At 66.2% G+C, this 21,446-nt stretch carries 20 protein-coding genes; 8 read left to right on the forward strand and 12 right to left on the reverse strand.

Going from position 1 to position 21,446, the window contains the following annotated elements:
* The first annotated feature begins 11 nt into the window (after positions 1–11).
* The gene (locus O5K39_RS10775) at positions 12–995 is read left to right on the forward strand and encodes a fumarylacetoacetate hydrolase family protein (protein ID WP_271143628.1); all 984 of its coding nucleotides are present in this window, start codon (positions 12–14) and stop codon (positions 993–995) included.
* On the opposite strand, the gene O5K39_RS10780 is transcribed toward O5K39_RS10775, so the two are convergent.
* From O5K39_RS10780 to O5K39_RS10800, 5 genes are read right to left on the reverse strand one after another with little or no spacing between them, the layout of a single operon-like run.
* The gene (locus O5K39_RS10780) at positions 992–1,771 is read right to left on the reverse strand and encodes an SDR family oxidoreductase (RefSeq protein WP_271143629.1); all 780 of its coding nucleotides are present in this window, start codon (positions 1,769–1,771) and stop codon (positions 992–994) included. The genes O5K39_RS10775 and O5K39_RS10780 overlap by 4 nt on opposite strands.
* Positions 1,772–1,804: 33 nt before the next feature.
* Complete coding sequence (locus O5K39_RS10785; protein ID WP_271143630.1) at positions 1,805–2,941, reverse strand: acyl-CoA dehydrogenase family protein; 1,137 nt, start codon at positions 2,939–2,941, stop codon at positions 1,805–1,807.
* Between the two features lie 7 nt (positions 2,942–2,948).
* Positions 2,949–3,749: a crotonase/enoyl-CoA hydratase family protein gene (locus O5K39_RS10790; protein WP_271143631.1), complete on the reverse strand. Its 801-nt coding sequence runs from the start codon at positions 3,747–3,749 to the stop codon at positions 2,949–2,951.
* Positions 3,746–4,762 (reverse strand): acyl-CoA dehydrogenase family protein, encoded by a 1,017-nt coding sequence (locus O5K39_RS10795; RefSeq protein ID WP_271143632.1) that lies wholly within the window; start codon positions 4,760–4,762, stop codon positions 3,746–3,748. Before O5K39_RS10795 ends, O5K39_RS10790 begins: the two co-directional genes overlap by 4 nt.
* Entirely contained in the window at positions 4,762–5,913 is a 1,152-nt protein-coding gene (locus tag O5K39_RS10800) for an acyl-CoA dehydrogenase family protein (RefSeq protein WP_271143633.1), read from the reverse strand. Before O5K39_RS10800 ends, O5K39_RS10795 begins: the two co-directional genes overlap by 1 nt.
* 257 nt (positions 5,914–6,170) lie before the next feature.
* On the opposite strand from O5K39_RS10800, the gene O5K39_RS10805 reads away from it, so the two are divergent.
* From O5K39_RS10805 to O5K39_RS10820, 4 genes are read left to right on the forward strand one after another with little or no spacing between them, the layout of a single operon-like run.
* A complete protein-coding gene (locus O5K39_RS10805) occupies positions 6,171–7,061 on the forward strand; it encodes a 3-hydroxyacyl-CoA dehydrogenase (protein ID WP_271143634.1) in 891 nt (296 codons plus the stop codon).
* Positions 7,058–8,245, forward strand: a complete 1,188-nt coding sequence (locus O5K39_RS10810; protein ID WP_271143635.1) for a thiolase family protein — start codon at positions 7,058–7,060, stop codon at positions 8,243–8,245. The genes O5K39_RS10805 and O5K39_RS10810 overlap by 4 nt, the downstream gene beginning before the upstream one ends.
* Positions 8,246–8,261: 16 nt before the next feature.
* A complete protein-coding gene (locus tag O5K39_RS10815; protein ID WP_271143636.1) occupies positions 8,262–8,933 on the forward strand; it encodes a glutathione S-transferase N-terminal domain-containing protein in 672 nt (223 codons plus the stop codon).
* Positions 8,918–9,586 (forward strand): SDR family NAD(P)-dependent oxidoreductase, encoded by a 669-nt coding sequence (locus O5K39_RS10820; RefSeq protein WP_271143637.1) that lies wholly within the window; start codon positions 8,918–8,920, stop codon positions 9,584–9,586. The genes O5K39_RS10815 and O5K39_RS10820 overlap by 16 nt, the downstream gene beginning before the upstream one ends.
* Before the next feature lie 9 nt (positions 9,587–9,595).
* Here O5K39_RS10820 and O5K39_RS10825 read toward each other — a convergent pair whose 3' ends face one another.
* The 7 genes from O5K39_RS10825 to O5K39_RS10855 form a co-directional block, all read right to left on the reverse strand.
* Entirely contained in the window at positions 9,596–10,564 is a 969-nt protein-coding gene (locus tag O5K39_RS10825) for a DMT family transporter (RefSeq protein ID WP_271143638.1), read from the reverse strand.
* A complete protein-coding gene (locus tag O5K39_RS10830; protein ID WP_271143639.1) occupies positions 10,561–11,097 on the reverse strand; it encodes a carboxymuconolactone decarboxylase family protein in 537 nt (178 codons plus the stop codon). The genes O5K39_RS10825 and O5K39_RS10830 overlap by 4 nt, the downstream gene beginning before the upstream one ends.
* Positions 11,098–11,101: 4 nt before the next feature.
* Positions 11,102–12,070, reverse strand: a complete 969-nt coding sequence (locus O5K39_RS10835; RefSeq protein WP_271143640.1) for a lactoylglutathione lyase — start codon at positions 12,068–12,070, stop codon at positions 11,102–11,104.
* A gap of 48 nt (positions 12,071–12,118) precedes the next feature.
* Entirely contained in the window at positions 12,119–13,309 is a 1,191-nt protein-coding gene (locus O5K39_RS10840) for a thiolase family protein (protein WP_271143641.1), read from the reverse strand.
* Entirely contained in the window at positions 13,309–13,704 is a 396-nt protein-coding gene (locus tag O5K39_RS10845) for a Zn-ribbon domain-containing OB-fold protein (protein ID WP_271143642.1), read from the reverse strand. The genes O5K39_RS10840 and O5K39_RS10845 overlap by 1 nt, the downstream gene beginning before the upstream one ends.
* Before the next feature lie 35 nt (positions 13,705–13,739).
* Complete coding sequence (locus O5K39_RS10850; RefSeq protein WP_271143643.1) at positions 13,740–14,534, reverse strand: enoyl-CoA hydratase-related protein; 795 nt, start codon at positions 14,532–14,534, stop codon at positions 13,740–13,742.
* A gap of 73 nt (positions 14,535–14,607) precedes the next feature.
* Positions 14,608–15,888 (reverse strand): MFS transporter, encoded by a 1,281-nt coding sequence (locus O5K39_RS10855; protein ID WP_271143644.1) that lies wholly within the window; start codon positions 15,886–15,888, stop codon positions 14,608–14,610.
* A gap of 240 nt (positions 15,889–16,128) precedes the next feature.
* Between O5K39_RS10855 and O5K39_RS10860 the strand changes: the two genes are divergently transcribed.
* The 3 genes from O5K39_RS10860 (at position 16,129) to O5K39_RS10870 (ending at position 21,445) form a co-directional block, all read left to right on the forward strand.
* Positions 16,129–17,151 (forward strand): NADPH:quinone oxidoreductase family protein, encoded by a 1,023-nt coding sequence (locus O5K39_RS10860; RefSeq protein ID WP_271143645.1) that lies wholly within the window; start codon positions 16,129–16,131, stop codon positions 17,149–17,151.
* Positions 17,152–17,367: 216 nt separating this feature from the next.
* A complete protein-coding gene (locus tag O5K39_RS10865; RefSeq protein WP_271143646.1) occupies positions 17,368–18,990 on the forward strand; it encodes an AMP-binding protein in 1,623 nt (540 codons plus the stop codon).
* Positions 18,991–19,177: 187 nt separating this feature from the next.
* Positions 19,178–21,445 (forward strand): TonB-dependent receptor, encoded by a 2,268-nt coding sequence (locus O5K39_RS10870; RefSeq protein ID WP_271143647.1) that lies wholly within the window; start codon positions 19,178–19,180, stop codon positions 21,443–21,445.
* The last annotated feature ends 1 nt before the right edge of the window (position 21,446 follow it).

Below are 21,446 nucleotides of genomic sequence, written 5' to 3' on the forward strand. Positions count from 1 at the left end.
GGGGTAAGTCGTTGCGTCTGGTCACGTTCGAGTTCGAGGGTCGTCGTCGGGCCGGGGCCTTCATCGACGGCGATACCCGCATCGTCGATCTGGCCACCGCCCATCAGCAAAGGCACGGGGCCCACGCTCCGGCGCTGGCAGACATCCTGTGCCTGATAGAGGGAGGCGACGACGCGCTGGACATGGCGGTGGAGGCGGTGAAGTCGGCAGCCGAAACCGCGATCCTGAGCCGGGCCGACGTAAAGCTGAGGGCACCGATCCAGCCGCCGCCGCAGATGCGGGACTGCAGCACCTTCGAGGCGCACCAGCGTCAGGCCTATGCCGCCGGGCGTGCGATGCGGGCCAGGGCCAAGGGCGTCGAGGTCATCGAGGACACCGGACCGTCGGAGGCCGAGCAGCGGATCCTGGACCTCTTTGTCAAACAGCCGCTCTACTACAAGGCCAACCGGTTCTCGGTGATCGGGACCGAGGAGACGGTCATCTGGCCGGCCTATTCGCGGATGATGGATTTCGAGCTGGAGTTTGGCTGCTACATCAAAAAGGCGGCCAAGGACGTGCCGGTCGAGAAGGCCCACGACTATATCTTCGGCTATACGATCTACAACGACTTCAGCGCGAGAGACGCGCAAGCCGTCGAGATGATCGGTCAGCTGGGGCCCTCGAAAGGCAAGGATTTCGATACGGGCAACGCCATGGGGCCCTGCATCGTCACCGCCGACGAGATGCCAGATCCCTATGACCTGACCATGATCGCTCGGGTCAACGGCGAGGAGTGGGGCCGAGGGAACTCGGGGACCATGCACTGGAAGTTCGAAGATTTGATCGCCTTCATCTCGCGGTCCGAGACCCTGCATCCAGGCGAGTTCCTGGGGTCGGGGACTGTCGGCAACGGCTGTGGCCTGGAGGCTCAGCGGTTTCTGAAATCCGGCGACGAGGTCGAGTTGGAGGTGTCCGGGATCGGCATCCTGAAAAACCGGATCGTCCGGGAAGCTTAGACCAGGCCGGAATAGGCACCGCCGTCCAGTTGCAGGTTCTGGCCGGTGATATAGCCGGCACGGTCCGAACACAGGAAGGCGCAGGCGTCCCCGACCTCGGACGGGCGACCAAAGCGGCCGGCGGGAATGGACGCGACCAGTTCGGCGCGGGCATCGGCCGGGTCGATCTGACGGACGCGGGCGAGGGACCTGGTCATCTGGGCCAGCCGTTCGGTCTCGACCTTTTCGGGCAGGATGCAGTTGATGGTGACGCCGTCGGCCGCGACCTCTCCGGCCAGGGACTTGCAGAAGGCGGTCAGGCCCGCGCGGGGTCCTGTGGACAGGGCCATCGGAAACTTGGGCGTCTTGACCATGGCGGAGGTGATGGCGACGACGCGGCCGAAGCCGCGCTCGCGCATGCCGCCGATCACCGACTGGATCAATAGGATCGGCGAGATCATCTTGGCGGCGACGACTTCGGACCAGGCGGCTTCGGTCCAGTCCTGAAGGCGGCCGGGCTTGGGGCCGCCGCTGTTGCAGACGAGGATGTCGGGTGAGCGACAGGCAGCCAGAGCTGCGGCGCGACCCTCGGCGGTGTCGATATCGGCGAGGACCGTATGGGGGCGTCGGCCGGTCAGGGTCGTGATCTCGGTAGCCGCGGCCTCAAGCCGCTCGGCGTCGCGGCCGTTGATCCAGACCTCGACGCCTTCGGTTGAGAGAGAGATGGCGCAGCCCTGGCCCAGCCCTGACGAAGAGGCGCAGATCAGGGCGCGCTTGCCGGTGATGCCGAAATCCATCCTGAGCCTCCTGGGCCGGCTTCTGATCGTCGCCTACAGGGTGCGGGCGATGATTTCCTTCATGATCTCGGACGTGCCGGCATAGATGCGGGCAACCCGCGCATCGACCCAGGCGCGCCCGACATCGTATTCGCTCATAAAGCCGTATCCGCCGTGAAGCTGGAGCAGTTCGTCCAGAAGCTGGCCGTGCAGTTCGGCGCTGGTCAGCTTGGCCATGGCAGCGGCCTCGGGCGTCAGTTCGCCGTCCAGCAGCTTCTGCAGGCAGTCGTCGATGAAAACCCGCAGCATCTGGGTCCGCGCCTTGACGTCGGCCAGTTTGAACCGGGTGTTCTGGAACTCGAACAGGGGCTTGCCGAAGACGACACGGTCCTTGGTGTAGGCGACCGTCTTGTCGAGCATGGATTCCAGCGAGGCGGCGGCGCGGATGCCGATGACCAGCCGCTCCTTGGCCAGTTCGGTCATCAGACAGGTGAAGCCGCCGCTTTCCTCGCCCAGCCTGTTCTCGACCGGCACCCGGACGTCGGAGAAGAACAGTTCGGAGGTGTCCTGGCCGCGAAGGCCGATCTTCTCCAGTTTCTTGCCTTTCTCGAAGCCGGGCGTGCCCTCCTCGACGCAGAACAGGGTGATGTCCTTGGGGTTGGCCTGGCCTTCGACCTTGGCCGCGACGATGGCGAGACCCGAGTTGATGCCGTTGGTGATGAAGGTCTTCTGGCCCGACAGGACATAGTGGTCGCCGTCGCGGACCGCCTTGGTCTTCATGCCGCGCAGGTCGCTGCCGATCTGGGGCTCTGACATGGCGATGACGGCGATCAGTTCGCCCGTGATCAGTCGCGGCAACCAGCGGGCCTTCTGGTCGTCGGTGCCATAGTTGACCAGATAGGGGACGGCGATGTCGGAGTGGGTGGTGAAGCCCACGGCGGTCGCATTCACCCGCGCCAGTTCTTCGATCAGGACGGCGCTGTGGCCGAAGTCGCCGCCGGAGCCGCCGTATTCCTCGGGCGCGGTGACGCACAGCAGGCCTTCCTCGCCCGCGCGAAGCCACAGGGATTTCGGCACAATGCCGTCGCGTTCCCACTCGCCGTGGTGCGGAACGATCTCGGTCTCGACGAAACGCCGGACCTGATCCCGGAACATCTCGTGGTCGTCGCGGAAGACCTTGCGGGTGGTCATGGCGGGCTCAGCTGTCCGTGTAGTTGGGGGGGCGTTTCTCGATCATCGCATTGACGGCCTCTGCGTGATCGTTGGTGTGGTGGGCCAGCGCCTGATAGGCGGCCGACAGCTCCAGCAGGGGACCCAACCGCATGTGCTGGCCCTCGCGCAGCAGCCGCTTGGTCAGGCGGAGAGCATGGCCGGGGCTGGAGGCGACGCGGTGGGCCAGGGCCAGGGCCGTGGTCATCAGATCCTCGGGCGCGGTCAGCTGGGTGACCAGGGTCCAGTCCAGGGCGATCTGGGCGTTCAGGGCGTCGCCGGTCAGGGCCATATGGCTGGCGCGCGGCATCCCGACGATACGGGGCAGCAGCCAGGCCCCGCCGTCGCCGGGGACGATGCCCAGCTTGACGAAGCTTTCAGCGAAGGTCGCGGTGGTCGAGGCGATGCGGATGTCGGCCATACAGGCGAAGTCGAGGCCGGCGCCGATAGCGTGGCCGTTGACGGCGGCGATCACCGGCGTCTCGAGTTCGTACAGGGCCATCGGAATGCGCTGGATACCGTCGCGATAGCGGTTGCGCAGGCGATATGGGGAACCTTCGAAGATGCCGGTGCGAGTCTGCATCGCCTTGATGTCGCCGCCTGCACAGAACGACGCGCCCGCGCCGGTCAGGAGGACGACGCGAACCGAGGGGTCGGCACGGACCTCCTCGCAGGCGTCCTCGATCTCGAACATATCCTCCGGCTTGGAGAAGGCGTTTCGGCTCTCGGGCCGGTTCAGGGTCCAGACGGCGACAGGGCCGTCGCGGGTCTTGAGCAGAAAGTCGGTCATGGGTTCGTTGTTTCCGCGAACGCGCCGGTGACCAGGGGCCACAGGCCGTCGTCACCGGCCGCAGCTATAGTCCGGCCCAGCCGCTCGGCCCAGAAGGCGTCGGAGCCGTATTCCGCGCGCCAGGCCCACAGGCGGCGAGTCAGGAAATGCAGGCTGTGTTCGTGGGTGAAGCCGATGGCGCCGAAGACGGCGTGAGCGATGGCGGCACCCTTGCCGGCAGCCTCTCCCGACACGGCCTTGGCCGAGGCGGTGGTCAGGAGGTCAGGTGCGGGATCGGCCATCAGGAAGGCCGCTTCGGCGGCGGCGACGGCGGCGGCGGCCTGGGTGGCCAAGACCGCCAGCTGTTGCTGGACCGCCTGGAACTTGCCGATCGGGCGGCCGAACTGGACGCGTTCATTGGCGTAGTCGGCGTTGACCTCGGTAAGTCGGCCCAGCGCCCCGGCCATCTGGGCCGACCGCAGCATGGCCCCGCCGAGCAGGACGGCGTCGGTCGCGGCCGAGGTATCGGCGTCGGCGATCAGCGAACCCGGAGCCAGGGTGACGGTGTCGCGGGGCTCGCCGGCGACATTGCTGTCAGGCGCGATCCGGGCGTCGGTCAGCGAATACAGGGCGATGCGGCCGGTGGTGGTGTCGCGAAGCGCCAGCCATTGGGCGTGACGGGCCCAGGGCACGTCGGCGATCGGCGCATCGGCGGAACCGGCGGCGAAGACGATGACACCGCTCTCGGGCGGGGCGAGGCCGGCGGACGCCAGCAGGCTGTTGGCGAGGATGGCCTCGGGCAGGGGCACCGGCGCGGCGGCGGCTCCGCAGGCGCGGACCACCACGAAGATGTCGCTCCAGCTCGCGCCCGTCCCGCCGAGGTCTTCGGGCACGGCTGCGAAGGGCAGGCCCAGGGCCTCGATCTCGGCCCAGAGGTCGGCAGGCCAGACGCCGGTCTCGGCGGCGCGCAGCAGGTCGGGCGTGACCGTATCGGCCAGCAGCCGCTCGATCGTCTCCTGAAGCAGGGTTCGCATCAGCGTACTCCCAGGCCGCGGGCGAGGATGCCGCGCAGTATCTCGCGCGTGCCGCCGCGCAGGGAAAATGAGGGTGCCATGCTCTGGACGATGGCCAGGACCCGCCGGGTCGTCGCGGCCTGTTCGCCGGGGGGCAGGGAATCGATCAGCCGCATGGCCACCTCGACCGTGTCCTGTTCATAGCCGGTGCCCAGATCCTTGACGCAGGAGGCGGCCCAGACAGGATCCTCGCCGCTCGCGAGCTGGGCCGTGACCGAGATCGACATCGACCGCAGCGAGATTAGCCAGGCGGCGAGGCGGCCGATCTCCATGGCCTGGCGCGCGTCCGGCGTCGGGCCGACCGCGCCGACCAGACAGCGGAACAGGGTCATGGCGCTGAGGAACCGTTCCGGACCGCTGCGTTCGAAGGCCAGTTCCGAGGTCGCCTGGGCCCAGCCGTCGCCCTCGACCCCGATCAGGGCGTCGGCTTCCAGGCGTACGTCGTCGAAGGTGACCTCGTTGAAATGCTCATGGCCAGACAGATCCTTGATCGGGCGGATCATGACGCCGGGCAGGGTCAGGTCGACGATGATCTGGGACAGGCCGGCGTGGCGCTCGCTGGCGGGGTCGGTGCGGACCAGGGCGATCATGAAGTGGCAGCGGTCGGCATTGGTGGTCCAGACCTTGCGGCCGTTCAGAACCCACGATCCGTCAGCCTGACGGTCGGCCTTGGTGCGAACTGAGGCGAGGTCGGAGCCGGACGCCGGCTCGCTCATCCCGATGCAGAAATGCAGTTCTCCCGCGCAGATGGCGGGCAGGTAGCGCTGCTTCTGCGCCTCCGTGCCGTGACGCAGGATCAGCGGCGCGCTCTGGCGGTCTGCGATCCAGTGTGCGGTGACGGGGGCACCGGCGGCCAGCAGTTCCTCGCTGACCACGAACCGTTCGAACGGCGAGGCGTCGTGGCCGCCATACTGTTTGGGAATGCTGAGGCCGAGCCAGCCCTTTGTGCCCAGCAGACGGCTGAAGTCGGCGTCGAACCCCATCCAGGACAGGGCGCGCTTCTCGGGCGTCGAGGTCGGCGTCCATTCGGCGACGAACTCACGGACGGCGGTGCGAAGAGGCCCCAGACCTGTTGGCAGAACAGGCGGGCCGAACTGGTCGAGCAGGTTCACGAAGGCTTCCCGGACGTTTGAATCGGCTCTCTAGCGGAGCGTTTCGTTCTATACATTCCAGAATATCGTTCTGACCAGAGAATACTGTTTGCTGCGACATCCTGTTTTCCGTTAGGGTCGGGCCAACGATGACGACGGCCGGTCCGTTGCGCACGGGGGAGGCTCCAGCGTCCGAAGCAGCCCGGTTTTACCGGCCTGCACGGCGTGCCCGGCACCCGCGGCGACGCGGCGATCCTGCCCAGCAAGAGGATAGTGCATTGGCCAAGGTTGCAGTGGTGGGGGCCGGCCTGATGGGCGTCGGGATCGCGCATGCGTTCGCGTCGTCCGGCCATACGGTCTGTCTGATCGATGTCTCGGGCGAGCAACTGGCCAAGGCGCAGACGACGATCGCGGGGATTCTCGCAGATGGGGTCAGGCTGGGCAAGGTCGAGCAACCGGCAGCGGACGCAGCCCTGGCGCGGCTGACGACGTTGCAGAGCGTCACCGACGGGGCGGCGGGTGCCGACCTTCTGGTCGAGACGGTGTCCGAAAACCTCGCGATCAAGATCGATGTGGTCAAGAAGGCCGAGGCCGTGATGGCCCCGACCGGCCTGCTGGCGACCAACACTTCGGCGCTGAGCGTGACCGAGATCGCGGCCGCCTGTGTCGACCCGACGCGCGTCATCGGGATGCATTTCTTCAATCCGGTCCAGAAGATGAAGCTGGTCGAACTGGTGCGGGGACTGGCCACCACCGACGAGGCTGTGGCCGTTTGTCGGGACTATGTGGCGCAACTGGGCAAGACGGCGATCGTCGTCAACGAGACGCCGGGCCTGACCACCAGCCGGATGTCGGCCATGGCCGGCAACGAGGCCATGTGGATGCTCCAGGAAGGCGCCGCGACCGCCGAGGATATAGACACGGCGCTGAGGCTCGGTTTCAACCACCCGATGGGGCCGCTGGAGCTGGGCGACCTGACCGGCTGGGACACCCGGCTGTCGGTGCTGCACTATCTGCACGCCACCCTGGGCGACAAGTTCAGGCCGTGCCCGCTGATCATCAAGATGGTCAAGGCCGGGCGCTACGGCCGTAAAGTCGGCTGGGGCGTCTACAGATACGAGAACAGCGTCAAGGTGCCGGGGTCGGGCCTGAAGGGGACCAACCTGTGAATCCCGTCTATGTGGTCGCGGCGGTTCGGACGCCGATCGGGAAGTTTCGCGGGGCGCTGGCCGGTGTGCGAGCCGACCATCTCGGTGCCCATGTCCTGAACGCGCTGCTCGCGCGGGCGGGGGTCGAGGCCGGCCAGATCGACGACGTGATCTTCGGCAACGTCACCCAGATCGGTGAGCAGTCGGCCAATATCGCGCGGACATCGCTGTTGGGCGCGGGCTGGCCGGTGACGATCCCGGCCATGACCGTCGATCGCAAATGCGGGTCGTCGGAAGCGGCGATTCATATCGGCGCGGCCCAGATCGCGGCAGGCCTGAGCGACCTTGTCGTCGCGGGCGGGGCCGAGGCGATGTCGCGGGTGCCGATGGGCTCCAATCGCGCCATCCATGGCGAGGCCTTCGGCTGGATGGTGTCGGACCGGTACGAACTGACCAGTCAGGGCGAAGCGGCCGAGCGGATTTCCGACAAATACGGCTTCGACCGCGACGCGCTGGACGACTTCGCGGCCGAGAGCCACAGACGCGCCGCCGTAGCGACCGACGCGGGCCATTTCCGCGCCGAGACGGTGTCCGTGCCGGTCGGCGACCTGGCCGAGAAGGACTGGGAGGGGCCACGCGACGCGTTGGACACCGACCAGACCATCCGCCGCGACACCAGCCGCGAGAAGCTGTCGACGCTGAAGACCAGCTTTCGTGAGAACGGCCGCGTCACCGCCGGCAATGCGTCTCAGATTTCGGACGGGGCGGCGGTCGTGTTGCTGGCGTCCGAGGCGGCCGTGAAGAAATATGGCCTGACGGCCCTGGCGCTGGTCAGGTCGGTCGCCGTCGTCGGCGCCGATCCGGTGATGATGCTGGAAGGCCCGATCGCGGCCAGCCAGAAGGCGGCTGCGTCGGCCGGGCTGTCGTTCGACGATATCGCCCTGTTCGAGGTCAACGAGGCCTTTGCCAGCGTACCCCTGATGTGGATGCAGCAGACGGGCGTCGGGTCGGACCGGCTGAACGTCAACGGAGGCGCCATCGCGCTGGGCCATCCTCTGGGCGCCACGGGGGCGCGGCTGGCCACCAGTCTGATCCACGAACTGGGCCGGACGGGTCAGAAATACGGGCTCCAGGCGATCTGCTGTGCCGGCGGCCTGGCCACGGCGACGGTGTATGAGAACCTGATTCCAACGCCGACGACCTGAAGGCGGAGGCGTGACCATGCCTGAGCTGACTTATTTCTATACGCCAACGACCTGTTCGCTGGCGTCGCACATCGCGCTGGAAGAGTCGGGTCTGGCGTTCGAGGCCAGCCGCATCCGCCTGCACGACCCGGACGCGGTCGCGGTCTGGCGTCGGACCAATCCGTCAGGCGGGGTCCCGGCCCTGATTGCCGACGGGCGGCTACTGACCGAGAATGTTGCCATCCTCGACTATGTGGCGCGGCTGGTGCCCGCGGCGGGCTTGTTGCCCGACGATGCGTTCGACGTGGCGCGCGCCCTGTCGCTGACGGCGTGGTTCGCCAGTACGGTTCACATCACCGGCCGGATGGCGCGAGCACCGTTCCGGTTCACGGCGGACGAAGCGGCCCATGAACCGCTCAGAGCCGAGGGCCGCATCCGGTTCGAGGCCAACCTGCGCAAGGTCGACGCGATGCTCGCGGGTCGCGATTGGTTGGTCGGAGACTGTCTGTCGGTCGCGGACGCTTATGCGCTCGTCTTCTACGCCTGGGGCGTGGCGGGTGATTATCCGATGGTCGAGATGACGCACTATTCGGCCTTGGCTCAGCGTATGGCCGAGCGGCCCGGCGTTCAGCGGGCCATGGCGCGCGAGAAGACGCCGCCTTTTCCTGTCTGGGCCATCAAGGGAGACCTGTCGTGTCCAGGATCGTGATCGTTACCGGTGCCTCGGGCGCGCTTGGCCGTGCCGTCGTCGCAAGATTGAGGGCAGAAGGCGTTGTCGTCGCGGCTGTGGATGCGGTGGCCACGGTCGAGATCGACGCGGATCTGGTCCTCCCCGGCGTGGACCTGGCGGATGCCGCGTCGGTCGCCACGGCGTTCGAGACCGTAGCCACGGCCCTCGGTCCGATTACCGGACTGGCCAATATCGCCGGAGGCTTCGTCTGGGAGCCCGTCGTCGGCGGTGAGGCGCAGACCTGGGATCGCATGTTCCGGACGAACCTGCTGACCGCAGCCCTGGCCAGCCGGGCTGCACTGCCGCATCTGCTGAAACAGGGCGGGTCGATCGTCAACGTCGGCGCAGCGGGTGCGGTGGACCCGGCAACGGGCATGGCCCCCTATGCCGCGTCGAAGGCGGGGGTCATGGCCCTGACCCGCAGCCTTGCAGACGAGGTTCGCGGCAAGGGCGTTCGGATCAATGCGGTCCTGCCTACGATCCTCGACACACCGACCAATCGCCGTGACATGCCGGACGCGGATCCAGCGGGGTGGATTCGTCCGGCCGACGCCGCCGAAGTGATCGCCTTCCTACTGTCGGACGTCTCCGTCGCGGTGAACGGTGCAGGGATCGCGCTCGCGGCGTCGTGAAAAGATCGATCAGGGCGTCCGATCGGCCTTGGTGTCCAGCCCCAGCGGCGTGGCAGCATCCGGCTGACCCGCGTCAATGGCCAGGGTCTTCGCGCGCTTGCACTGGATCTCTCGGATGGTGATGTAGAGGGTCGAGACTACGATGACCCCAGCGCCCAGCCAGGTGAAGATATCGGGCCATTCGCCGAACACCAACAGGCCCGCGACGACCGACAGGACCAGCCGCGCATAGTCGATGGGTGCCAGGACGGCGGCCTCGCCGACCGCCATGCCCTTGATGAACAGCACCTGGTTGGCGGCGCTGAGCAGGCCGATCAGGAACAGGGGTACGAGGTCCCCCGGGCTGGGCCAGCGCCAGTCCGCCAGGGCAAACGGCAGGGCCAGCAGTTCTCCGATGATGCTGGACCACACCAGGATGGAACTCGCGGACAGGTTCCGGGTCAGGGACTTCACCCCCGTGATCGTACCGGCGAGGCAGAGCGCCGAGACCAGGGCGGCAAGGTGCGACCAACCAATATCGACGCCTGACGCCCAGGGCCGCATGATGATCATCACGCCAACGAAACCCATCAGGACCGCCGCGATCCGGCTCGGGCCGATGACTTCGCGCAGGAAGATCGCTGCCAGAAGGACCACCCAGAGCGGGCGAGTGAACGACAGGGCATTCGCCTCGGCCATGGGCATGGCCTCGTAGGTATAGAGCAGCAGGATCATCCCGATCGTGGCCAGCAGCGATCGCAGGAACAGCGCAGGCATGGTCGAGCGGGGCACGAACAGCACCTGTCGCGGGCTGCGCAACATGAAGGGGATAGCGACGATCAGCGAGCCGGTCTGGCGATAGAAATTCTGGACATGGGACGGGTAGTCGCCGCTGAGATGCTTCACCAGGGTCGTCATGGTGACGAAGGTCACACCGGACAGCAGAACCCAGATCGCGCCCTGCACATTGGGCGAAAGGCGCGAGAAATAGGCCTTCAAGCGGGCGTTTCCCCGGAACTCGTGTCTTCGTAGCCCTTGAGGACATAGGTCATCCGGCCGCCGGCCAGCATCAGACCGCTGAACAGATGCAGTTCGACGATCTGTTCCTCGCTGAAATGTTCGCGCAGGTGGTCGTAGACCTCGTCGCCCATGGAGAAATAGTCGCCCGCGAACAGCTCGGCGAAGCGCAGGGCGGCCTGTTCAGGTGGGCTGAATCGCGGGTCGGACCAGTCGCTGCACGCGACGATGTCGGCCTCGGACACATCGTCGGACTTGCGTGCGATCTGGCAGACGGGGCAGGTGGTGATCGAGGCGATCTTGAGCCGGACCAGTTCACGCAGTCGTTCGGGCAGGACACCGCGCTCGTGAATTTCCGCCATCGTACGGAGCCAGGCGTTTGCGGCGGCCGGACGCCGGGCCCAGATCTGGACCGGCAGTGTGTTGGACAGCATCCGCGTCGCCGTCCCCTGGGCGATCGAGGCGCGCAGGGGATCCGACAGGCTGTCGAGGGGGAGGGGGGCGACGCGGGCCATTTCGCTAACCCTGGTTTTCGCAGAACTCGAAGATCGCGCCGCCGAGTTCGGCCGGATCGACGCGCAGCAGGGTGCCGTTGACGGCCTCGCAGTCCTCGATCCGCTCGAACTTCACGCCCAGGGCGGCAAGACGTTCGGCCTTGGCGTCCAGGCCGTTGACCGAGATGCGGATATAGTGGGGACCTGGTCCCCAGTTGTGGAGATAGCGGCCCGACGGGCTGTCCCATTTCGTCGGCTGGATGACATCGAGCGTGGCGCTGGTCCCCAGGTTGAAGCCGATGCGGGCGACCTTGTAGCCCTCGCCGTCCAGTTGCTCGACAGCACTGGCGGGCTGGAGGTCGAGGTTGGCGTCGAGGCGGCGCAGGACGTCGTCGAGATCGCGCACGAGGTAGCCCCGGCCCACGACCCGGACCATGTCGCCAGGCTTGAGATCGCGGGGCCGGGGCGGAGGATTGCTGAAGGCCTCGGCGGGCATCTGGATCGCTGCCAGCGGAATGACCTCGATGCACAGACCGCCGTCGACCGACGGCTCATAGACCGGGTTCTCGGGCGTGCAGCCGACCCAAAGGCGGTCAAACGGCATCTCGGGTGTCAGTTGGGCCAGACGGAAGGGCTGGTTCTTGCTCAGCAGGTGTTCGACGACACCACCGATATCGTCGGAGACCAGGACGGTGGCGTGGGTCTTGATCGGGCGGAACGGACCCTGGAAGTCCTCCAGGCTCTTGAGAAAGCCCGGGAACATCGGGTCGCCGTGGTTGGGGAAGTTCAGATGGCCCTGCGGCTCGACCCGCGTCGGAGAAACGGCCAGCGACTTATGCACCCGCAGGAAGTGGGCGACATAGGGATGCCCGGGGAAGGCCTGACGCCAGTTGGGGTGACCGTGGATCTCCAGCTTGGAGACGATCTGTTCGGCCGTATGGTCGGCGTCGTGGACCATCAGGTCGCCGCTGAGCAGCAGGTCGTAGAAGCTCATCTCGTTCTCCTTCTCGTCGGCGGCGCATGGGCGCTCCCCGAATGATTTTCAGTCCTTGGCCAGCAGCAGACTGCCGGCGAGCGGTCCGCCGCCGGCGGCGCAGACGGCGACGCGCGGCTCGCGGATCTGGCGTTCGCCACCGCGTCCCCACAACTGGGTGCAGGCCTCGTGGACATAGCCCATGCCGTGGGTGCGTCCGCCCGACAGTTGGCCGCCGTTAGTGTTCAGGGGCAGTTGGCCGTTAAGGGCGATGCGGCTTCCGCCCTCGACGAAGGCGCCGCTTCCGCCCTTGGGACACAGGCCGAGGCCTTCCAGCCACATCATCGTCAGGATGCTGAAGCCGTCATACAGTTGCGCCGTATCGACGTCGGCGGGTTTGAGGTCGGTACGGGCCCACATGGCGTTGGCTGCGTCGGGCATGGCATTGGCGGTCAGATCGACCTGATCCCACAGATAGGGCTGGTTCATCGCGGCCCCGATCGCCTCGATGCGGATCGGGGGCTGACGCAGATCCTTCGCCATGTCCCGGCGCGACAGGACTATGGCGGTCGAGGCGTCGCAATGGACGTCGCAGTCGAACATCCGCAAGGGGGTGGAAATCATCTTCGACGCGAAATAATCGTCCATCGTCATGGGTTTGCGCATGACGGCCTTGGGATTCAGCTGGGCGTTGCGGCGCGTGGTCAGGGCGATCTGGGCCAGTTGTTCCGGCGTGGTGCCATAGGTCTTCATGTGCAGGGCCGCATACATCGCCGTGATGTTGACGACCGACAGCACGTTGAACGGCGTACACCACTGCCACATGAAATTGCCGTCGCGAGGGCCGGACTTGGCCGCCAGGCTCTGGTCCTTCGAGCCGCTGGTGCGGTTGCTGGACTCGGTGATGGTGCGAAACACCAGCACATGGTTGGCCATGCCCGAGGCGATGGCCATGACGCCGTTCATGACCCCGGCGAGCGGCCCGGCCGCCTCATAGCCTCCGCTGAACCAGTTGCAGTTGAGACCCAGCATGGTCATAACCGACAGGGGACCGACCGGCGAGAAGCTGGAGCCGTTCGAGTTGTCGCCGGGCCACGAACAGACGCCGTCGATGTCCTTGGGGTCCAGGCCCGCATCGGCGATGGCCTCGAGCGCCGCGTCCACGGTCAGTTGCATGGCCGAGCGAGACGAGGGGCGGCCGACCTCGGACTGGCCGATGCCGGTGATGGCGACGTTCTTTTCCAGGAACCGGGTGTCCATCAGGCGGCCCTCTCGAACAGAGGAATCCAGACGTCCTCGACGTTCTCGAACACGACGGTCACGGGCATGCCGATCTCGACGGCCTCGGGGGAGCAGTTCACGACGTTGGACAGGAAGCGCAGGCCAGCCTGTTCCTCCAGTTCGACGATGGCGACGACGTAGGGCTCGGTGAACTCGGGCGTCCAGGCCTGATGATTGATGGTGAAGGTCACAACCCGTCCACGCCCCGAAACTGGCGTCGGTGTGACGTTCAGGCTGCTGCAATGGCGACAGATCGGGGCGGGGGGGTGGAAGAACCGGCTGCAGTCTTCGCAGCGGTGCATCCGCAGCTCGCCGACCTCGCCGCCGGTCCAGAAGGGGCGGGTTTCCGCGCTGAGCAACGGAAGCTTTCTCATGCGACGGCCCCTCGACTGCGACGACGACGGTCCATCTAGCGCCCCGTGAACGCCGGTGGGCGCTTTTCCTTGAAGGCGGCGGCGGCCTCCTTGCGGTCCTCGGTCGACATGAGCAGGACGAACAGGTCCTTCTCCAGCTTGAGCCCCGCGCGCAGGTCGAGTTCCAGACCGTCCCGCGCCGCCTCCTTGACGTAGGCCGAGGCGGCCGCGGGTTTCGAGGCGATGCGCTCGGCGATCGCCTGGACTTCTTCGACCAGGCTCTCGGGCGACGCCGACAGGCGCGAGACCAGGCCGATCCTGTGCGCCTCGGCGGCGTCGATCCGGTCGCCGGTCAGCAACAGATCCAGCGCGCGGCCCAGACCGACGATACGCGGTAGCCGCTGGGTGCCACCGCCGCCAGGGATCAGGCCGAGGCCCGTCTCGGGCAGGCCGAACACCGCGCTGGGTGCCGCGATACGGATGTCACAGGCCATGGCGATCTCTATCCCGCCGCCCAGACAGAAGCCGTGTATGGCGGCGATGACAGGCTTTCTGACGCGGTCCAGAACCTCGATCCAGCCCGGCGTCATGCCCTCGCGAAGTGCGGGCAGAGAGGTCGCATCGCTCTGGGACTTGATGTCTGCTCCGGCGCAGAAGCCGCGCTCGCCGGCGCCGCGGATGACGATCACGCCGACCTCCGGGTCCCGGTCCAGAAGTTCCAGCGCCTGCGTCGCTTCGGTCCGGAGCGCAGGGTTGATCGCATTGATCTGTCCGGGGCGGTTCAGCACCACCCAGCCCACGCGATTGACGCGCTCAATCTGGACCGCGCGTTCGATAGATCCATCCGCCATGGTCAGGCTCCGTCGGGTGCGGCGGTCGTTCGACGGCCGCTCTGGGTGTTCAGGGATCGGGCCGGTTTGCTGGTCACGCGGCAGCTCCTTCTACGAATCGCTCCGATTTGCGCGCCGCAAACCAGGCGGCCAGGAAATGCAGGCTGGACCACAGGCTAAAGATCATGACCGCAGCGATGCCGAACTTCAGAGAGTTCGCCCCGCCTACCCGGTCGCTGACGACACCCACCACCAGGGGCCCGACCCCGTATCCGATCAAGTTGGTCACGGCCTGGACAGAGGATACGACGACGCCGCGCATCCGTGGCTCCACGCCGGTGACGAGGATTGCATAGGCCGGGGCGGTGAAGGCGCGCGAGACGATCTCGAAGACGATGAAACCGATGGCCACGACGATCAGCGATGATCCCAACGCGAACACGAGACCGGACACACAGGCCATGGCGCAGGCCGCCATGGGGACGGCCGGTAGTGTCTGGACACCCCATCGTTTCGACACGGCGTCACCCAGAGGGCCGCCCAGCAGCGATCCCATCGCGCCGAAGATCCCGACCCCCAGCCCGGCCATGAGACCTGCCTGTGGCAGGGTGAAGTCCTGGGTCCGCACCAGGAAGGACGCAGCCCAGACGGGCACGCCCGACATGGCGAGGGAGGCCAGGCCGATACCCGCGAAGGGATGGAACACGGTCGGATTGGCGCAGACGAACTTGAGCGTCTGGAACATCGACGGTGCAGGGTCGCCCGCCTTGTCGGCAAGGCCGCGTTCGCGGATCGGTTCGCGGACGGTGAGCAGGATCAGTACTGCCAGGATGAGCCCGGGTACACCGGCGACGAAGAAGGCGGCCCGCCAGCCGTAGTTGGCCGCGATCACACCGCCTAGCACCAGGCTGATGGCGGTGCCGAAGGCGGTGCTGGTCCAGAAGATGCCCATGGCGGTAGACCGGCGGTTCTTCGGAAACAGATCGGCGATCATCGACATGGCCGTGGGCGCCGCCGCAGACTCCGAGGCACCGACCGCAAGCCTGGCCATGACCAGGGCCGGATAGCTCTGGGCGAAGCCGCACAGGGCGGTACACAGACTCCAGGTCGCCACGACGGCCGCCAGCAGCTTGGTTCGATTGACCCGATCGATCAGCCACCCCATCGGAATGCCCGCCAGCGCATAGGTCACCCCGAAGGCGAGGCCGGTCAGAAGGCCCAGCTGGCTGTCGGACAGGTCGAACTCGGCCTTCACCGGCTCGATCAGGATCGACATCGCCGTCCGGTCGATCGAGTTCGAGATATAGACCAGAGTCAGGATGAAGAGAGTGTACCAGGCACCCTTGGCGAGCGGCGAAGTCGAGGTGGTGGGCATGTCTACAGACCCGCCCTGCAGCCTGAATCCGGCGTCGCCGTGGTGCGGAAAATGACGGGCACTGCTATCCTCCGGGCGCGCTTGGAGCGGCGTCTGTTTCGGAAAGGCTAGAACGGCGATCGTAATTCGGCAAGCGAAACGACGTTCTAACACCAGAATATATTTGCTTGTCCAAGGTCGCGCCGGCCGATAGGGCGAGAGCGGGACCTGCGAGTCCTGCGGCGCGATGGGAGATTTGCGGTGCGAGCCCTTCAGAGTGTGACGCCGGGCGGTCCGGAAACGTTGTTGGTCCGCGAGATCGATGAGCCGGTCCCGGGCGCAGGTCAGGTCGCGATCACCGTCCACGCCTGTGGTGTCAATTTTCCCGACGTGCTGGTGATCGAGGATCGATATCAGCTCCGGCCGCCCCGGCCATTTTCGCCTGGCAGCGAGTTGTCGGGTGTCGTGCGCACCGTGGGGTCCGGCGTCACGGCGCCGATCGTAGGGCAGCGGGTGTCGGCGTCCCTGCCGTTCGGTGCCATGGCCGAGGTCGTGGTCGTGTCCGCGGAGCGTTGCACCGTGATTCCGGACGCCATGCCGTTCGATGAGGCGGCGGCGTTTCAGGTGACCTACGGCACCGTCTACTATGCCCTGGTCGGCCGGGCCTCAATCCGCGCAGGCGAGACCCTGCTTGTGCTGGGTGCCGGGGGCGGGATCGGGCTGGCGGCGGTCGAACTGGGCAAGGCTCTCGGTGCCAGGGTCGTCGCCGCGGCATCGTCGCAGGAAAAGCTCGATGCCGCCCTGGCCAGGGGTGCCGACGCCGGGGTGCTGTATGATCGCGACCTGTCGGATGCCGTGCGGGCCAAGGCCTTCAGCCAGGCGTTGAAGGCCGCGTGTGGCGAGGCGGGGGCCGACATCATCCTGGATCCCGTCGGCGGTGCCTATGCCGAGCCGGCGTTCCGGTCGATCGCCTGGGAGGGGCGTCATCTGGTGGTAGGGTTCGCGGCAGGCATTCCGTCCATCCCGATGAACCTCATCCTGCTGAAGAACGCCCAGATCGTCGGCGTCTTCTGGGGTGCCTGGATGGCGCGCAACCCGCTGGCGGGGGCCCAGGACATGCGCGACTTGATGGCACTCTATGCCGAGGGGAGTATCAGGCCGCTGGTCTCGGAACGCTATCCGCTGGAGCGGGGCGGAGAGGCGATCGGGCGGCTGGCGTCGCGCGGCGCGAACGGCAAGATCGTGGTCGGGATCGTGAGTTCTGAAAACAGAATGGATGACTAGTATCAGAATATTGCTGGACCGGCCGGGGCGACCCGGCTAGTTTCGCTTCCATGATCCTACAGCGCGGGGTCCGGTTCCTGTCCGGCATTCAGGTCAACTGAGGGCGAGACGGCAGGGCCGTAGGGACGAGGAAGGCGAGGCGTGTCGCCGGCGTCGTGGGTCTGGCCCGGGGCGACGGATTGACCCGTCCGGGCCAAGGGTGGACGAATGAACGCGATGAACAGCAGCACGCAGGCGGGTTGGCGCACAGGCCCCCGGGACACGCCGATCGCCGCCCTGCGCCGCGCGGTCGAGGCCCATCCGGACAAGATCTTCCTGGATTTCAGCGGCGAAAAGCACACCTACGGCGCGTTCGACCGGACCAGCAACCGGTTCGCCCATGTGCTTCAGGACTTCGGCCTGATCGCCGGCCTGCCGATCGTGTCGATGCTGGACAACAATGTCGATGCGATCACGACCTGGATCGCCGCCAACAAGATCTCGGTCATCAGCGTGCCGCTGAACACCGCCCTGATCGGCCAGTTCCTGCGCCACCAGATCGAGGACGCCGGTGCGACCCTGCTGGTGTGTGAGGCCAAATATCTCCAGCGGGTGCTCGACATCGAGGACCAGCTCACGACCTTGACGACCGTTCTGGTCCGGGGCGCGTTCGAGGAACCGACGAGGTCGGCCTTCACCATCGCCGCCCTGGACGACCATCGCGGGACCGACGACAGCGGCTTTGCCGAACTGCCCGATCCCGGCGCGCTGAACGCCCTGATCTATACCTCCGGAACGACGGGCCCGTCCAAGGGCTGCATGATCACCGGCAACCAGATGTGCCATTTCGCGCGGATGCTGACACGCTCGGCACCATTCGGACCTGACGACATCTACTGGACCCCCTTGCCGCTGTTCCACATGAACGCCCTGGCGACGGGGGTGGTGTCGGTGATGCTGGTGGGGGCGACGATCTCGTTCGCACCGAAGTTCTCGGTCTCGGGCTTCTGGCCGGCCATCGAGAAGTCGGGGGCGACGGTGGTGTCGATCCTGGGCTCGCTGGGTACCATGCTGGCGCGCGCCGACGAGCACGAGGCGATGGCGCGCTGTTTCGGCCAGGTCCACACCGTCAAGGGCAACCCCTTCCCCGAAGAGATCAAGGCGATCTGGCGCGAGCGGTTCGGTGCGAAAAAGATCGGCTCAAACGTCTACGGCCTGACCGAGGGGCTGCTGACCTCGATGCCGGATGACGGATCCTATGCGGAAGGATGTTCCGGCAAGGCCGCGCCCGAGCTCGATGTCCGCATCTTCGACGACAACGACAACGAGGTTCCTGCCGGGACGTCGGGCGAGGTGGTGTGCCGGCCCCTGCTGCCCGACATCATCTTCAAGGGCTACTGGCGTCGGCCCGAGGACACGCTCAAGGTCTGGGGCAATCTGTGGTTCCACACCGGCGACATCGGCAAGTTCGACGAGAACGGCTTCTTCTACTTCGTTGACCGCAAAAAGGACTATCTGCGTCGGCGGGGCGAGAACATCTCCAGTTTCGAGATGGAGACCTCGATCCTGACTCACCCTGAGATCGAGCAGGTCGCCGTCCACGCCGTACCGTCGAACATGCAGGAAGACGACCTGAAGGTGACGGCCAAGCTCAAGCCGGGTGCTGCACTGACCGAAGAGGATCTGTGCCGATGGCTGATGGGGCGCGTGCCCTATTATGCCGTGCCCCGCTACATCGAGTTCAGGCCGGAGTTGCCCGTCAATCCGCAGGGGCGGGTCCTCAAGTTCCAGCTTCGCGACGAAGGCGCAACGCCGACCACCTGGGATATCGAGACGACCGACATCAAGCCCAGTCGGTAACCGCGCGGTTCGTGCGGCTCGATGTGTCGTTCGCATCTCAAAGCAAGAATGACATTCGGATATCAGATTAAAGCAGTTGACTTAGTTTTCGCTGTGGTGTCCTTTCCCTAACGACAAGAGACCGTGCGGACCGTCAGGGGTCGCTCAGGTTGCGGACGCGCGAATAAGGCGCACGGGGAGGAAATACATGTCACGCTCGATGAAGAATGCCGCGATGTTCGCCGGCGCATCGCTGGTCTGGCTGCCGACCCTCGCGATGGCGCAGGCCGTTGGCCCGCAGCCCGACCCCGAGGTGGCGACGGGCCTGGAGGAGGTCATCGTCACCGCCCAGCGGCGCGAGGAACGACTTCAGGACGTGCCGGTAGCGGTCACTGCCTTCAGCGCGCGCGAGCTTGACCGTCGTCAGATCACGGACGTTCGTTCCCTGACCGAGAATGCGCCCTCGATCACCTTCACCGCCACGCCCTATGGCAACAACGACCTGATCCTGGCCATCCGCGGCGTCGCGCCCGGCGGCGTATTGCCGAACGTCGACCAGGCAGTGGGCACCTATGTCGACGGCCTTTACTACGCCCGGCCAGAGGGCAGCAATTTCGCCATGGTCGACGTCGCCTCGGCGGAGGTTCTGCGCGGTCCGCAGGGCACCCTTTTCGGCCGCAACACGATCGGTGGCGCGCTGAACATCACGACAAACAAGCCGTCCTACGACTTCGGCGGATCGGTGAAGGTCGGCTACGGCAACTACAATGCGATCACCGCGACGGGCATCGTCAACCTCCCGCTCGTGGACGACAAACTGGCGGCGCGCTTCGTCTACAGCCACGTCGAGCACGAAGGCTACGGCTATAATCCGACGCTGCGCAGCGACGTGGCGGACCAGAACGATGACTTCCTGCGCGCCAGCGTTCGCGCCGACATCTCGCCCGACCTGCGCGTTGACCTGAGTTTCGACCACTATTCCGGCTCGAACCATCAGCCCTTGTGGGTGCTGAACTCCTATCAGGCCGGACTGTCGGCGGCGGTGTATGCGCCGTACGTCGCACCCGCCGAAACACGGGTCAGCCAGGCGGGCTACAACCCCGTCAACGATTCCGAGGTCTATGACTTCACCGGCACGATCACCGCGCAACTGGGCTCGGCGACGCTGAAGTCGATTTCGGCCTATCGCAACGTCAATTTCGAGGGCGCGTCCGACCTTGACGGCACGCCGATCCCGACCGCCGACGTGCGGGTCTTCGAGCTGGACGGCCATCAGGTGTCGCAGGAGCTTCAGCTCACGGGCACGGCCTTCGCCGACCGTCTGAACTGGACCACCGGCGCCTATTATTTCCGCGAGCAGATCCGCAACTCGCCGATCACCCGGGTGCCGACAGCGATCCAGGACAACACGATCCGGCCCGACAACGAATCGATGAGCGTCTTTGCCCAGCTCAGCTACGAACTCCTGCCGCGTCTGCGCCTCACCGGCGGCGTTCGCGCCGTGAAGGACACGCGGGGCATGACCTATACGCCGGCACGCTTCGCCGTCGCCGGAGCGGCATTGGTCGCAGAGCCGGCGGCGACCGCGATCACCCCGGCCGCCTGTCCGTTCACCGCGATCGGCCTGAACGAAGCGCCCGGCAGCTGCCTCTACACACCTGCCGACATCGAGTTCAACACGGTCCCGTTCACGGTGGGGCTCGACTACCGCCTGCCGGGCGACGGCTTGTTGTTCGCGAAATTCTCGAAGGGCTTCCGCTCGGGCGGCTTCCAGCAGGCCAGCGGCACGACCGCCGCCTTCTATCGCCCGTTCGACGAGGAAAGCGTCGCCAGCTATGAGGCCGGCGCCAAGCTGACCTTCTTCGAAAACCGTCTGCGGATGGGGCTGAGCGGCTATTTCTCGACCTTCGAGGACATCCAACAGAACGCCATCTTGTCGGCCAGCCCGGTCATCATCGCCGTGCTCAACTCGGGGACGGCGGAGATCTACGGCGGCGAGTTCGAGGCGACGGCCCTGCTGGGCGATCTGCGCCTGAACGCCTCCCTGGGCCTGATCCATCCGGAGTTCACCGAGGGGCCTTACAAAGGGTCGGAAATCCCGACGGTGGCAAAGACCACCTACTCATTCAGCGCCGACTATCCGATCGAGCTCTCGGCCGGCCGCCTTGACCTGCACGCCGACTACAACTACCGGTCCGAAGTCTTCTTCCTGAACACGGTGTCGATCACGGGCACGGGGCCGGTCCCGCTGACTGATTTCCAGCGCCGCTCGATCAGTCAGGAAGGGTATGGTCTGCTGAACGCCCAGCTGTCCTTCACCTTCGCCAACGCACCGATCACTCTGGCCGCCTACGGCAAGAACCTGACGGACGAGTATTTCGCGGCGCGGTCGGGCTCGTTCGCGGCGGCCAACTTCAACTCCATCGTGGTGGGCAGCCCCCGGACCTATGGCGTCAGCCTCCACTACGCCTTCTGAG

The sequence above is a fragment of the Brevundimonas sp. NIBR10 genome (assembly GCF_027912515.1).
In the GTDB taxonomy this organism is placed as follows: Bacteria; Pseudomonadota; Alphaproteobacteria; order Caulobacterales; family Caulobacteraceae; genus Brevundimonas.

Excerpts from the sequence above, each read along its gene's own strand:
- O5K39_RS10790 (WP_271143631.1), bottom strand. The coding sequence starts at position 3,749 with ATGACCGACTTTCTGCTCAAGACCCGCGACGGCCCTGTCGCCGTCTGG.
- O5K39_RS10855 (WP_271143644.1), bottom strand. The coding sequence starts at position 15,888 with ATGCCCACCACCTCGACTTCGCCGCTCGCCAAGGGTGCCTGGTACACT.
- O5K39_RS10815 (WP_271143636.1), top strand. The coding sequence starts at position 8,262 with ATGCCTGAGCTGACTTATTTCTATACGCCAACGACCTGTTCGCTGGCG.
- O5K39_RS10850 (WP_271143643.1), bottom strand. The coding sequence starts at position 14,534 with ATGGCGGATGGATCTATCGAACGCGCGGTCCAGATTGAGCGCGTCAAT.
- O5K39_RS10835 (WP_271143640.1), bottom strand. The coding sequence starts at position 12,070 with ATGAGCTTCTACGACCTGCTGCTCAGCGGCGACCTGATGGTCCACGAC.
- O5K39_RS10840 (WP_271143641.1), bottom strand. The coding sequence starts at position 13,309 with ATGGACACCCGGTTCCTGGAAAAGAACGTCGCCATCACCGGCATCGGC.
- O5K39_RS10795 (WP_271143632.1), bottom strand. The coding sequence starts at position 4,762 with ATGCGAACCCTGCTTCAGGAGACGATCGAGCGGCTGCTGGCCGATACG.
- O5K39_RS10785 (WP_271143630.1), bottom strand. The coding sequence starts at position 2,941 with ATGACCACCCGCAAGGTCTTCCGCGACGACCACGAGATGTTCCGGGAT.
- O5K39_RS10830 (WP_271143639.1), bottom strand. The coding sequence starts at position 11,097 with ATGGCCCGCGTCGCCCCCCTCCCCCTCGACAGCCTGTCGGATCCCCTG.
- O5K39_RS10780 (WP_271143629.1), bottom strand. The coding sequence starts at position 1,771 with ATGGATTTCGGCATCACCGGCAAGCGCGCCCTGATCTGCGCCTCTTCG.
- O5K39_RS10845 (WP_271143642.1), bottom strand. The coding sequence starts at position 13,704 with ATGAGAAAGCTTCCGTTGCTCAGCGCGGAAACCCGCCCCTTCTGGACC.
- O5K39_RS10865 (WP_271143646.1), top strand. The coding sequence starts at position 17,368 with ATGAACAGCAGCACGCAGGCGGGTTGGCGCACAGGCCCCCGGGACACG.
- O5K39_RS10870 (WP_271143647.1), top strand. The coding sequence starts at position 19,178 with ATGTCACGCTCGATGAAGAATGCCGCGATGTTCGCCGGCGCATCGCTG.